This is a genomic window from Streptomyces sp. NPDC054847 (assembly GCF_053610925.1).
In genome coordinates, this window is record NZ_JBSGZJ010000001.1 from 111,325 (window position 1) to 124,262 (window position 12,938).

General features: G+C 71.1%; 10 protein-coding genes. 3 read left to right on the forward strand and 7 right to left on the reverse strand.

The features are described 5' to 3' along the window. Positions 1 to 106: 106 nt before the first annotated feature. The 3 genes from ACWGH4_RS00750 to ACWGH4_RS00760 all read right to left on the reverse strand — a co-directional run bounded on the left by ACWGH4_RS00750 (position 107) and on the right by ACWGH4_RS00760 (position 5,509). Positions 107 to 259, reverse strand: a complete 153-nt coding sequence (locus ACWGH4_RS00750) for a hypothetical protein (RefSeq protein ID WP_453454125.1) — start codon at positions 257 to 259, stop codon at positions 107 to 109. Between the two features lie 168 nt (positions 260 to 427). Further along, positions 428 to 4,177 carry a hypothetical protein gene (locus ACWGH4_RS00755; RefSeq protein WP_453454127.1) on the reverse strand — a complete coding sequence of 1,250 codons (3,750 nt, stop codon included), beginning with the start codon at positions 4,175 to 4,177 and terminating at the stop codon, positions 428 to 430. 3 nt (positions 4,178 to 4,180) lie between these two features. Continuing rightward, positions 4,181 to 5,509 carry an AAA family ATPase gene (locus ACWGH4_RS00760; RefSeq protein WP_453454129.1) on the reverse strand — a complete coding sequence of 443 codons (1,329 nt, stop codon included), beginning with the start codon at positions 5,507 to 5,509 and terminating at the stop codon, positions 4,181 to 4,183. Between the two features lie 106 nt (positions 5,510 to 5,615). On the opposite strand from ACWGH4_RS00760, the gene ACWGH4_RS00765 reads away from it, so the two are divergent. Further along, entirely contained in the window at positions 5,616 to 5,840 is a 225-nt protein-coding gene (locus ACWGH4_RS00765) for a hypothetical protein (protein ID WP_453454131.1), read from the forward strand. A 189-nt stretch (positions 5,841 to 6,029) separates the two neighbouring features. On the opposite strand, the gene ACWGH4_RS00770 is transcribed toward ACWGH4_RS00765, so the two are convergent. Continuing rightward, positions 6,030 to 6,320, reverse strand: a complete 291-nt coding sequence (locus ACWGH4_RS00770) for a hypothetical protein (RefSeq protein WP_453454132.1) — start codon at positions 6,318 to 6,320, stop codon at positions 6,030 to 6,032. A gap of 599 nt (positions 6,321 to 6,919) precedes the next feature. Between ACWGH4_RS00770 and ACWGH4_RS00775 the strand changes: the two genes are divergently transcribed. Then, entirely contained in the window at positions 6,920 to 8,422 is a 1,503-nt protein-coding gene (locus tag ACWGH4_RS00775) for an FG-GAP repeat protein (RefSeq protein ID WP_453454134.1), read from the forward strand. Between the two features lie 139 nt (positions 8,423 to 8,561). Beyond that, positions 8,562 to 9,368: an ABC transporter ATP-binding protein gene (locus ACWGH4_RS00780; RefSeq protein WP_453454136.1), complete on the forward strand. Its 807-nt coding sequence runs from the start codon at positions 8,562 to 8,564 to the stop codon at positions 9,366 to 9,368. Between the two features lie 206 nt (positions 9,369 to 9,574). On the opposite strand, the gene ACWGH4_RS00785 is transcribed toward ACWGH4_RS00780, so the two are convergent. The 3 genes from ACWGH4_RS00785 to ACWGH4_RS00795 are packed head-to-tail and all read right to left on the reverse strand — an operon-like array spanning position 9,575 to position 12,902. Beyond that, positions 9,575 to 11,101 carry an ABC transporter ATP-binding protein gene (locus ACWGH4_RS00785; RefSeq protein ID WP_453454138.1) on the reverse strand — a complete coding sequence of 509 codons (1,527 nt, stop codon included), beginning with the start codon at positions 11,099 to 11,101 and terminating at the stop codon, positions 9,575 to 9,577. Positions 11,102 to 11,106: 5 nt separating this feature from the next. Next, entirely contained in the window at positions 11,107 to 11,946 is an 840-nt protein-coding gene (locus tag ACWGH4_RS00790) for an ABC transporter permease (RefSeq protein ID WP_453454139.1), read from the reverse strand. Continuing rightward, on the reverse strand, positions 11,943 to 12,902 hold the full coding sequence (locus ACWGH4_RS00795) for an ABC transporter permease (protein WP_453454143.1): 960 nt from the start codon (positions 12,900 to 12,902) through the stop codon (positions 11,943 to 11,945). The genes ACWGH4_RS00790 and ACWGH4_RS00795 overlap by 4 nt, the downstream gene beginning before the upstream one ends. Positions 12,903 to 12,938 lie beyond the last annotated feature (36 nt).

Consider the following 12,938-nt stretch of genomic DNA (forward strand, 5'->3'; position numbering starts at 1 on the left):
CGGGGACGGGGGGATTGGGGGCCGCAGGCCGGTCGGCCTGGTCGGCCCTCCCGGCAGCCACACAGGGCCGCAGGCGACGGGAAGGGCCTGGCGGCGGCGGTCGGGGTCAGGAGTGGCGGAAGCCGCGGTCGGGGTCGCGGGCCTTGCCGGGGCGGAAGGGCACGAACCACTCCGCGGCGGCGAGGTTGGCAAGTCCGAGGGCCTGGTTGATCTCGTTGCCGCTGTCCTCGATCCCAACCAGAGAGGCGTCGAAAAGCATCAGGGCGTCGTGGTCCTGTTGTCCAAAGCGGTGGAGTGTTCACGTCGTCTATGAGCTCGTGAGATGCGTGGCGTAGTGTCAGTGACGGGGAAAGTCCAAGGCTGACGTCGACGTGGCATCAGCCGATCGGGCAAGTGGGCGCGTTGCCCCAGGCTCGCCACGGAGTCGTTAAGTCCCGTGGGAAGAGAGCCAGTCGGGGTCGCACAGAAGGAGACCGTCGTCGGGGGCAATGGGCAGCGCCTCGCCGATCAGGGCGGCGTCGGCGAGGCGGGCCGGCAGGTCCGCGCAGGGCAGGTCGAAGAAGGAGCCCGGCGTGTTCGGCCGTGAAGGGCGGCAAGCGGGGGAAGCGCTCAGGGCGTCGAGTGTCAGCAGTTCGGTCGCTTCCTTGAGCGCCTCGTCGGTGAGCACACTGAAGATCCGTACCGGTTCGCCGAGGTTCTCCCAGCCGACCAGATCCAGGAGTCCGGGCGCGACCTGTAGCGCGGGGGTCTCGTCGGCCCGCGGACGCAGGGCGATCAGCCGTCGGGGCCCGTATGGAAAGGCGACCAGGATCAGGGATCGCTCGCACACCGTGTCGAGCAGCCGCAGGGCTTCCTCGGAGCGGTCCTCGATCATGGAGTGAGCGCTCCTTGGCCATTCGACTGCGCCACTGGAGGCGAGAGCGTGTGCCAGGTGCGGCTCGAGGAGGCGCAGGGCCAGGTCTCGGCCGAGAGCGACGGTGCCTGGGTCGGCCGCCGCGTCGTCCTCTGCCCGGTCCGGCAGTCGGCCGATCACCAGCCGGGCCCGGGCGCTGTAGTCCACGGAGCGGCGCAGGAAGTCGTCGCGCAGACGCCCGGTGGTGATGGTCGGGCGGGACAGAAGCGAGTCCGCGAGGCTGCGCAGCGCCGTGCCGTTGTCGTCGTGGACGGGTTCGGGCTTACGGGCGTTGTCCAGGAGCGAGTCGACCTTGCCCTGGAGCACGCGGTGGGCGCCGAGCCACAGGTCCAAGAGCCCGTAGTCGATCTGGCGGTTGAATGGCTCGATGCAGGAAAGCACGCCACGGTAGTGGGTGTTGAGGTCGGTGGTCCATATCCGGCCGTCCTCTGCGCGGATGTGAGGGCGCAGTGCGGGAGGCAGTACGGGCAACCGTTGGAGGAGGACCGCGTCCGGAGAGGGGGTGGCCGGGTCAGTGGCAGCCGCCCGGTCCAGGAGGAAGCGCACCGCAGCGCCGCCGGTCACCGCCGTGGCCTCTCTTCGACCGAACGCGGAACGCCAACCCTCGGGATCCACCAACTGTCCCGTACGGAGCGTCATGGGCCCAGGAGCGGTGACGAGCAAGAGGTCGCAGTGGACGATCTGCCGGAGTTCCTCCTCGGTGACGCGCAGCGAGAGGGCGAGCCGGGTGCCGACCTCGCCGCTGAGGTACCAGGGGTGGACCACCGGAGCGGGAAGCTCGATGTGACCAAAGCGGTGGCCGCACTCCCGGGGCCTGACCAGCGTGCGCCCGCACCGGCCGCACGCCCGGCCCGCGTCCCAGGAGCGGTGGCGTTCCCCGCAGACGCACTCGTCGTCACGGTTCGGGCCGAAGATCTCCGGGCACAGGAGCCCACCGGGCACCTGCCGCCCGGTCCGCACGTCGAGGAGGGACGTGTTCACCACTTCGCCATGCGAGAGGGCGAGCACGTCGGTGTCGGTCATCGGGCGCAGGCGGACCGCGCCGGTGTCGAGGCGCGGCTCGATCCGGGCGCCCCGCAGCGTCAGGTCGAGTCGGCGGACGGCGTACGGCGGCGCGTCGGACAGCGCGCTCGCCCGGCCCTCCGGGGGACACAATGATCCGCCGCCCGACTCCAGCTCGGCCCGCAGCTTCCTGCGCCAGTCCGTGCAGTCGCTGCGCGGCCCGTACAGCTCCATCGCCAGATGACGCGCCCCCTGCCCGACGAGCCACCGGAAGTCCTCGGGCTCGACCATCTGTGCGCCGTTTCCGCCGGTGCTGTGCGATGGCTGGTCGATGACGAGGGAGTAGTCGCCGACGGAACGGGCTCCAGTGTCCGGCCCCGCCAAGCCGTGGGCTGCGAGGCGGACGCGAACGGTGCGGGCGCTCTCGCCCGCGGGCGGGGCCCAGGGGTGGTCGGGCGCCACGATCAGGTCCGGTTCGTCCGGACTGCCCGCGAAGCGTCGGACCGCGGGCCCGCCGAGGACACCGCACACGACCGCGCGGGCACCGGCCTCGTCGTCCAGAGCGTCCCCGTGCTGCAGCGGCTGGTCCACGGCGACCGTGACGGTGACGTGGGTGTCGGGGTTGCCGACATGGGTCACGTGCCGGCCGGGTGCGGCGGGGATGACATCGGTCACCAGGGCGCCGATGATGCGCTGCTGGAGGATGTGCCCGGGGAGCCGGCCGGGCATCTTCAGCGAGGTGTTGATCATTGCCTCGTCGCCGATGACTGCGGCCGCCAGGCGCTCTTCAGCCGTGCGTCGTGGCCTGTCGCCCAGGGGTGAGGTGGCCCCGACGAGGAGTTGCCCGGGCAGCACCGGTCGGCCCGGAGTGGCCAGGCCGCACGGTTCCAGACTCGACGCGCGCGCGTCGGCCACGAACGGAGGTCTCGTGGTGAGGACGGCGCCCTCGGGCAGCGTCGAGCACACCTGGTGCAGCGTCGGGACGGTGAGGGCGTCCGGGCCCGACAGCCGTTCGTTGACCAGGGCGGCGGTGCCCCGCAGCCGGGGCGAGGCGACGACGGTGACCTGCGCGGACACGCCGCCGTGGCCCACGAGATCGCCGACGTCGAGATTACGGACGCCTACCCCGCGCAGCCGTAGCCAAAAGCCGCGCGTGTAGTCCCTGCCGGGCCACCACACGCCGTTCGGCGACTCCGGTACGTTCCGGAGCAGTTCGCGGTGGAACCGAGCGTACGAGCCTCGGTTTCCCAGCAGGGTGCGGCGCAGCGCGGCTTCGAGGAGCGGGCCCAACTGGGTCCGTCCGTCGTAGCGCAGCGTGTCTTTGAGGCCGAGGAACCGGTCGCCCTGCCAGTGGGAGGACCCGTCGGCGTCCCAGAAGACGGCGGGCGCGTCGAAGACAATCTTGCCGTCCCGTTCCCGCACACCGAGAGGGAGCGGGACAGCCATCAGCCGCAGGCGTCTGTGCCGGGTTGTTCCCTGCGGGTCCTCCACCACGAGGTCCAGCGTGAGCGGAACCCTGAAGTGATGGGCCTCGGCCCCGTCGCGCCGCAGCCGCCACAGGTTCGCCAGGGTGACCCGGGTCCCGCAATCGGGACAGACGGCGTAGCCGACAGGCCCTCTGCAGGTGGGCACCGGGCAACCCGCGGTCGTGCCGGTGATCCTGCCGTGCCCCGATACGGCCCCGCACGGGCAGACATGGTCATAGCGCCGGGCGAGACCGGTCAACCGGCCGCAGGAGCAGCTCCATTCGCCGAGCTCGTAGCCGGCCAGACGCAGGCCGATCCCGTCGGTGGCCGGGGCGCTGTCGGAGAAGAAGCGGCCCAGAACCGCGGGCAGTCCAGTGCCGGCCCGCTCGTGCGGAAGCCGGTCCAGCTGGAGGAAGTCGGCATACTCGCGGCAGTGCTCCTGGGCGAGTGCGCTCTCGGGAGTTCCGAAAGGGTGCTGCTCCAGGAGAAGCACCTGGATGTATCTCAGGAAGTCGGGGTGCCGGGTCAGGAAGTAGCTGCGCGCCACGTGCAGATCGCCGCGCAGCGCGTTGACCCCGAACATGCGCCGCCGCAGGTGCCGAAAGTGCTCGTCGAGGACCGTGTCGTGCAGGTCGTCGGGCCGCTCTTCGTCCGCTGCGAGCCGGACGGTGTTCTCGATCGTGTAAGGCGTGGGACAGTGTCGCCAGTTCCGTACGTGGGCCGCGAGAGCCGAGCGCGTCCGCCCACTGGCGACCAGCGCCTTGACGTCGTCACGCAGGGAGCGGTCGGACTGCATCGGCTATCCGATCCCGGCGCGGCCCCGGAAGTACTCCCGGAACCGTGCGTGGCAGAAGCTGTACTCCTCATTGCCGCGGTGCGGAACGAGGCCGGACGCGGCCCGGCGGTGGACAAGCAGGAAGCGGTGGATCTCTCGCAGGATACTGTCGAAGTTCAGCCAGGTCAGCCCTTCGACGACGGTGCACAGGTCCATCCCCGAGAGCGTGCCCGCCTCCAACAGAAACCCGAGGATCTCGACGTGCTCGGCTCGGTGGGCACTGCGGTTGAGTTGTTCCAACTGCTGGTCCAGATAGCCCTCCAGACCGGTGGGGACGCGCTCGACATTGTCGCGGGTGAGCACACCGGTGGCGGCGTCCTCCACCAGGAACCGCACGTAGAACGGGTCGCCGGCCGAGACGTGGTGCATCTGCGCGACGAAGTCCGCGTCCCGCGCCAGGCCGGCCGCCTGGCCGCCCGCCATCCGCAGCAGGTCGACGAGCGCCTCCTCGTCCAGACCGGCCAGCCGCAGATGAAGGCCCACATCGGACGGGGACAGCGCGATGTCCTCGAGACACGACCGGTCGCCTTGTGCCCTGCCCGAGAGCACGAGCACCAGCCCCTCCGGCAGCCGCCGCGGCAGCAGGGTCCGCAGCTGGTCCGGCGGATCCAGCTCGTCGACGGCGTCCAGCACGACCACCGTCGGCTCCTGCGGAGGACGCTTCAGGAGGGCGTGAAACTGACGCTCCAGGCTCTTGAGCCCACCGCCGCGCACATGGGCGGGGTCCAGCTGCTCGCACAGGCACTCCAGCACGTCCTCGGGGCTGGTGGGGTCGAAGCCGCCGCCCCTGCGCCGGTACGCCTGGCTGATGAAGTGGTAGCGGAACTCGGGGTGTTGACGGACCAGGTCCGCGAGGAGAGAGGTCTTGCCGTATCCCGACAGCGCCTCCACGAAGACGTAGCCGGTAGCTCGGTCCCGGATGAACTCCATGACCTGTGCGCTCTCGTTGCGGCGCCCCGCGAACAGCCGAGTGTGCTGTTCGATGAGATCGCTGAAGAAGTCCCGCGTCAGCGGCTCGCCCGGTGCTCTCGCCTCCTGCTGCCCACTCTCCACCGCCTGCCGGTGCAGGCGCAGCAGCGGGTCCGGATCCGTGCGCAGGGCCTTCGCCAGGGCGATCACGGTGGCCCTGGTCGGGATGCCCGGTCCGTTGAGTGCCTTGCTGACCGTGGTGTGACCCAGACTCGCCGACCTCTCGATAACGCGCATCGAGATGCCGAGCTCGGCCCGCCGGTCACGTAGCAGCAGTTTGAGCTCTTCCAGGGGCCGCGCTGCCCCACCCCGCCCATCCGTCATCGCAATGAGTGACCTCGTACAGATTCGTTCGCGCGAACGCCGGTGTACGACGATTCCGGCATGGTCGTGCTCGGACAACTTCCCTACGAGAAACGGAGCTTGACCCGTGTCCGTCGCGCTGGTCTCCCCGCCCGTGTACGCCCTTACTCTACTTGTCGCGGTCCTCGCTGCGGCCCTTCTCTCCCTTTTGATCGCCGTGGTCGCAGGGCTGCTCGCGCGCTGGGACGGTGCCTCCCTGCCCGGCGCCCTGCTCCGCGCGGGCGGGGTCTTCGGCGCCGCCATGACCCTGCTCTGCGGCCTGATCGCCTTGGGCGTGGCCGCGACGACCTGAAGCCTGTGATGCCTGCTCCTGTTCGAGGACCTGAGCTTCGAGGTCAGCTCTGCGCTTGTCGGCGAAGCGCAGGTTCGACCGGGCGCCTTCAAGGCGTTCTTGCAATGCGCGGTGCTCCCGGGTGAGTTGCTGTACGCGGTGCTTGGGTGCGGGATACGGTTCCGGCTGTTCACGGTCTGGAGGGAGCGGCTACGCGCCGCCGGTGCCATCGGCCTTGCCGGCAGCGGTCCACCAGTTGATCACTCGGGTAGCCATCGCTTCGGGTCGCAGGCCGAGAGGATCGAGTCCGAAGTGATCCTCCAGCTCATGTCGTAGGAACTCTCCGATCTCGGTCTGGTTGGCGCCGCCACGCAGCCGCTGGAGCAAGGGGGCGAGCATGCAGTCGTACTCGTCCTGCACGTCGTCGGCGACGCCGATCGGATCCCACTCATTGAGCAGATGCCGAAGGTCGTTCTCGACGGATGTGGGCCGTGGCTGCATCGCCCAAGAGTGCCACCCGGAAGCGCCCGCCGGCAGTAGGTGTTTTGCACGCTGGCCGTGAGGTGCGTACGGCTGGCCTACAGGGCGCCGTTCTTCAGCGACGTCGGCTGATTGTCGGAGCTCTTGGTCGTGGTCGTTCTCCTGGATCAGCGACCCGTACTGCTGCCGCAGGCGGGCCGGAGGAAAGCATGTTCAGTACGGCGGGGAAGGCGATGCCGATCATGACGATCGCGGCCAGGAGAGCGCCGGGGGCCGGACCTCACGTACGTCCCGTCCTCGCCGATGTGCTCGACGAGGTCGAATGAACCGGCCCACCGGTGAGGCGTACAACCTTTGACGAGCTCCGGATGTCTTCTCGGTGAGTGCAATACGGGCATTACCCTCACCGCACTGTCCAACGGGGGAGGCCGCTCATGATTCCACGCCGTTCCGGCGGGCGCGGCGGCGTTGCCTGGCGCACCCGGGCATCTGCACCGGTCCGTGCTTCGGCGTCTCGCCGGGGAACCGACCGCACACTTCCGCCCACCCACCGCACGCACAATCCACCGCGGCTGATCAGGACTCCGTAGGCAGCCTCGGAGACCCAAGGAGGTTCTCCTGTGCGTCACATCAGAAGCGCGGCCCTCACGGCCGCGGCACTCCTCACCCTCGGTGGCGGCGCCGTGTTTGCGGCCCCCGCCGCACAGGCCGCAGTGCCCTTTCCGTCCATCGGCTGGCAGCAGCGCAATGCCGACTACGACGGCAACGGTTTCGACGACGTGCTGATCGGCGCCCCGGGCGCCACGGTGAGCGGTGCCACGGGCGCCGGCTACGTCACCGTGCAGTACAGCTCGTCAAGCGGTCTCAGCACCACCAAGAAGAGCGTCCTCCACCAGAACACCTCGGGCGTCCCGGGCGGTGCCGAAGCCGGTGACGGCTTCGGTCGGGCCGTGGCCTCCGGCGACCTGGACAACGACGGCTACGACGACGTCATCGTCGGCATCCCCGGAGAGGACCTGGCCGGGCTGTCCGACGCGGGCGCCGCCACCGTCTTCTGGGGCTCGCCGACCGGGCTGCACGGTGCCGACAGCACCTGGCTGGAGAACTCTGACGAGCCGCGGGTCGGCGCGAACTTCGGCCGGGCGATCGAAGCGGCGCGGTACTTCGCCCCGGACCCGGCGGACCCGAACGCCGATCCGCGGGACTCGATCGCCGTCCTGGAGGACAACGCCCTGCTGTTCTTCACCGCCCCGCCCGGCGCGACGGCGCAGCAGCTGAAGATGTCGGACCGCAGCATGCGGGCGCGGGACTTCTCGCCGCTGGACACCGGCTTCGAGTTTCGCAACCTCAGCCACGGCAACTACAACGAGGACTCCTGGGCCGACCTGGCCATCTCCGGGGTAACCATCGGCGACCGGCCGGGCGTCGGCTCGGTGCACGTGCTGCACGGCGCGCCGGACGTCGGCGGCCTCGGCGACGGCGGCACGTTCCCGGGCGGCCCGGCCATCGTCTCCGGCGACTGGGACGGCACTGGGCAGGACGACCTCGTCATCGGTGAAACGGGCATGGGCTCGCCGCCGGGCGGCGGGATCACCCTCTACGTGGGCCGCGGTGACCTGTCCGGCCTCGAGCCGGAGCCGGTGCAGTACTGGACCCAGGACTCCGACGGCATCCCGGGTGTCGCGGAGGCGGGCGACCAGTGGGGTGCCGAGCTGTCGGCCGGCGACACCGACGGCGACGGACACCCGGACCTCGCCATCGGCGCACCCGGCGAGGACATCGGCAGCGTGTCCGACGCGGGCGCGGTGTGGGTGCTGCGCGGTGATCCGACCGGCTTCACCAACGTCGGGGCGAAGAGCTTCGATCAGCAGCTCGCCGACATCCCCGGCGTGGCGGAGTCCTCGGACCGCTGGGGTGGTCAGGTCCGGCTGATCGACGCCAACAAGGACGGCCTCTTCGGCCTGTTGGCGGCGGCACCGGGCGAGAACACCAATGACGGCTTCGTTTGGGTCGTCCCCGCGTCGTCGTCGGGGCTGGTGGCCAAGGGCACGTGGACCTACGACGGGGCGTCCCTCGGGGCACCGGTGGCCAATGCGCAGTTCGGGGCGGCGATCGACGAGTAGCGGAAGCGTCGAGGAGGTCTGAGAATCCACGGGAATCAAAAGTTAGTGCTGTGACCGGCAACGTTCGCCGGGTTGTCCGATCGTCGAAGGCAGCTTGAAAGCCCAGTGAAATTACCGGTCACAGCACTACTCTGCCGACGTGACCGAAACCCAGGAGCCCCGCGCCGTCGTCGCTCTGACGGATGTTGCTGTCCACCGCCGTACTACCGGACAAGAGATCGTCCTCGACGGGATCAACTGGACCGTGCGGCCTGGCGAGCACTGGGCGCTGCTGGGCGCCAACGGAGCCGGCAAGACCACCCTGCTCCGGCTCGTCGGGGCGGTTATGTTCCCCACCGTCGGCACTGTCGAGGTCCTCGGTGATCGACTCGGCCGGGTCGACATGCGCGAGCTACGAGCGCGCGTCGGCCTGGTATCCGCCGCCCAAAAGGTCCCGCTGGACGCCACCGCCCACACCGTCGTGCTCACGGGGGCGACCGGCACGGTGCAGCCACTGTGGCGGGCGTACGACACCGCGACCCGCGAGCGCGCCCACGTCCTGCTCGCCGAGCTTGGGTGCAAGGAGCTCGCCGACCGCCGTTTCGGCGACTGCTCGGGAGGCCAGCGCGCCCGGATCCTCATCTGCCGTGCCCTGATGGCCGATCCGTCGCTGCTCCTGCTCGACGAGCCGTTCAACGCCCTCGACCTCCCGTCCCGTGAGGACCTCGTGGACGCACTGCATCGGCTGGCGGCCGACCGGGCCGGCCTCGCCACCGTCACGGTCACCCACCACTTGGAGGAACTCCCGCCCAGCACCACTCATGCCTTCCTGCTCAAGGAAGGCCGCGAGCTGGCATCCGGCCAGGTCGACGGCGTGCTCACCCCGGACAACATGACGCTCTGTTTCGGACGTCCCGTTCATGTAGCCCGCCACGACGGCCGGTGGTACGCACGCTCGGGCCGCTGAGGCTGTGACCTCATGGGCCGGCTGGCCACTTCGTTCCTCCGCAGTGCCCCGAGGGCTGCAGTGGGGGCGAGGAAGGCTGGCTCGGCCAGGCGGCGGTCGAGGTCGGTCTGGCGCGGCTGGGTCAGCGGCGGCGCGACCGGACCAACGACCACGCCCCCGGGGCGTCCGTTTCCTCCCCTGCCCTTCGACGCTGCGAGTGCCATGAGTCAGTCGGCGGCGACCGTCGCTCCCAGGAGGGAGGCGGTCAGGGACTGCGTGGGGCGGGTGAAGAGCTGAGTGGTGGGCCCTTGTTCGACCACGTGGCCGTCCGACAGGACGAGCAGGGTGTCCGTGCGGCTTTCCAAAAGACGGAGGTCATGGCTGATGAGGACGAGGGTGAGGTCGCGCTGGGCACGGAGGTCGTCGAGAAGGGCCATGACCGTTGCGGCGGTGTCCGGATCCAGGGCGGAGGTCACCTCGTCGCACACGAGGACGTCGGGGTCGGCAGCGAGGGCGCGGGCGATGGAGGCGCGCTGGCGTTGGCCGCCGGACAGTTCGTGGGGGTAGCGGGTCGCAAAGTCGGCGGGGAGGCCGACTTGGTCGAGGAGTTCCAGGACGCGTTCGTCCCTCTGGGCGCGTGGGGTGCGGCCGTGGAGGGCGAGAGGTCGGCGGATGGCCGAGCCGACGGTGCGGCTGGGGTTGAGGGTGCCGAGCGGGTTCTGGGGGATGAGCTGGATGCGGCGGCGTTGTTCGCGGGTGCGGCGGGTGGCGTTGGCGTGCAGGGTGGTGCCGTCGAGGGCGACGGTGCCGCCGGTCGCGTGGTGCAGGCCGACGACCGTGCGCATGAGGGTGGTCTTGCCGGATCCCGAGGCGCCGGCCACGCCGAGGCTGCCGCCGGCGGGCAGCTCGAAGTCGATGCCGTGCAGCGCCGGGATTTGGCGGCCGCGGCGGGTGAAGGCGGCGGTGAGCCCGGTGGCGGAGAGCACGGCGGGCGCGCCGGCGCGGGCGAGCGGTGCGGAGCGGGGCGCTGGGACGGCCACGGGGCTCGTGGCGAGCCGGGGACGTAGTTCCACGATGTCGTCGGCGAGCCGACGCACGAGCTCGGCGTCGTGGCAGGACAGGGCGATCGCGATGTGGTGCCGTTCGGCCAGGTGGCGAAGCAGTTCGCCGATCTCGTCGCGGACGTTCGCGTCGAGTCCGGCTGTCGGTTCGTCGAGGAGGAGGAGGGTGGGGCGGCGGGCCAGCGCGCGGGCGAGGGCGACACGTCGCTGCTGGCCGCCGGAGAGACCGCCAGGGCGGCGGTCGGCGAGGTCTCCGTTGGTGGGGAGCCGTACCTCGTCGAGAAGCGCTGCGAGCGCCTCCGGGCTGCGGTCCACGGCGAATTCGGAGAGCAGGCGGCGGACCTTCATGCGGGGGTTGAGGCCGGAGCCGGGGTCCTGGCCGACGTACGCGAGGCGGTGGCGGCGTAGTTCGCGCAGTTCCGCGTCGGGCAGGACGAACGGGTCGTGGCCGAGGACGTCGACCGTGCCTGCCGCGAGACGTGCGCCGGGTGGCAGGACGCCGGCGACGGCCCGCAGCAGCGTCGTCTTCCCGCAGCCGGAGGGGCCGGTGAGGGCCGTGACCCGGCCGGTGCGGAGTTCGAGGCCGCCGTTCTCCAGAAGCAGGCGGCCGTCGGGTCCGGCGACGGTGAGGCCGTCGACGCGTACGACGGTCTCACCCTCGGGTGTCTGCTGGTCCGCGTACCAGCGGGGCATGTGGTTCACAGTGCGGTCACCGCCTTGCGGCCGCCGGGCGGGACGAGCGCCGAGGCGGCCAGGTTGACGCTCATGGCCAGCAGGCCGATGGCGATGCTGGGGGCCAGGACGGCCCAGGGGTTGAGGAGGATGCCGCCGGCGTTCTCACGGATCATCAGCGCCCAATCGGCTGCCGGCGGCTGGGGCCCGACCTGGAGGAATCCGGCCGTGGAGACGACGTACACGGCGGCGACGAACCGCAGTCCGAACAGAGCGAGGAGCGTGGCCCGCAGATTGGGCAGGACCTCCCTGACCACGAGGTATCCGAGGCGCTCGCCTCCGGCCGCCGCCGCTTCGACGTAGCCGGACGCCACGACGGGCGCGGCGGCCGCCGCCACCAGCCGTACCGCGTACGGCACGCCGAGCACGTACGCGGCGGCGATGAGCGCGACGCGTCCGCCGGCCGGCCAGGACAGGGCGACGAGGAGGATGCCGAGCACGGGCGGCAGCAGCATGAGGACGTCGGCGGCGCGGTCGATGGCGCGTCCGATCCTCGGGCGGAGGGCGGCGACCGTGCCGAGGAACGCGGCCGTCAGGGTGACGAGCGCGGCCACGACGAGGGATGTGGCGATGAGTTCGCGGCCGCCCGCGAGGAGCCGGGTCCAGACGTCGCGGCCGAGCTGGTCGCCGCCGAGCGGAGCTCCGTCGCCGGCTTCCGCGTACGGGGCGGTGATCGGGGCGTCGATGGCGTGCGGGGCGAGCCACGGCCCGGCGACGGCGAGGAGGAGCAGGAGCAGGGCGGGGAGGGTACGCAGCAGCGCGCCCCGGAGGAGGCGGGTGCGGCGTACGGGAGGTGCAGTGGTCACAGGCGGCCTCCGGATGCCCAGGCCCGGACGAGGTCGGCGAGCAGGAGTACGCCGGTGATGACGGCGCCGGTGACGGCGACGACTCCGGCGATGACGGGGCTGTCTCGGTCGGTGACGGCTCCCGCGAGGACGGCGCCGAGGCCGGGGTAGTTGAAGATGGTCTCCACCACGACGGCGCCGCCCAGGAGCATGCCGGTGGAGGTGGCGAGGCCGGCGGCGATGGCGGGCAGCGCGCCGGGCAGCACGTGATGCAGGAGGACGCGGTGGCGGGGCAGGCCGTCGAGGACGGCGGTCTCCACGTGCGGAGCCCTGGCCTCGTCGGCGAGCGCGGCCCGCACGATCCGGGTGTTCCAGCCGATCTGCGGGATCGACAGCGCGACGACCGGAAGGACGAGCATCTGCCAGGAGGCGGGGGCGCCTTCGCTGTCGGCCAGGGTCACGGCGGGCAGCCACGCCAGCCACTGGGCGAAGAGCAGGACGAGGGCGACTCCTACGACGAACTCGGGCAGCGCGAGTACGGCCGTCGCGCTGCCGGAGATCGCCCGGTCGGTCCTGCCGCCGGGCCTGAGCGCGGCCCAGCCGCCCAGAGCCAGTGAGGCGAGGAGCGTCACGAGGAGGGCCAGACCGCCGAGCAGTAGCGTGTTGGGGAAGGGTCGGGAGAGCAGGTCGGCGACCTCCTCGCCGCGCGCCGAAGTCCCCAGGTCCCCGGTGGGCAGACCGGTCATCCAGTCCGCGAACCGTTCGAGCACCGGCCGGTCGAGGTCGAGCAGTCGGCGACGCTCGGCGATGTCGGCCGCGCTCTCGCCGCGTTCGGACGTGGCCGTCGCAGCGTCACCGGGCAGCAGTTCGACGGCGGCGAAGAGGGTGGCGAGGAGGACGGCGAGCAGCAGGGCCCGGCGCGTGAGGAGGCCGAGGAGACGGAACAGGGGGCCGAGGAGGCGGACACCCGCGAACAGCCGGGGCCGGGACGGCGCGGAGGTCTTCCCTCCGGC

Bases quoted from the DNA above. Each gene is read 5' to 3' on its own strand.
- ACWGH4_RS00750 (WP_453454125.1), bottom strand. From the start codon at position 259: ATGCTTTTCGACGCCTCTCTGGTTGGGATCGAGGACAGCGGCAACGAG.
- ACWGH4_RS00755 (WP_453454127.1), bottom strand. From the start codon at position 4,177: ATGCAGTCCGACCGCTCCCTGCGTGACGACGTCAAGGCGCTGGTCGCC.
- ACWGH4_RS00760 (WP_453454129.1), bottom strand. From the start codon at position 5,509: ATGACGGATGGGCGGGGTGGGGCAGCGCGGCCCCTGGAAGAGCTCAAA.
- ACWGH4_RS00770 (WP_453454132.1), bottom strand. From the start codon at position 6,320: ATGCAGCCACGGCCCACATCCGTCGAGAACGACCTTCGGCATCTGCTC.
- ACWGH4_RS00785 (WP_453454138.1), bottom strand. From the start codon at position 11,101: ATGCCCCGCTGGTACGCGGACCAGCAGACACCCGAGGGTGAGACCGTC.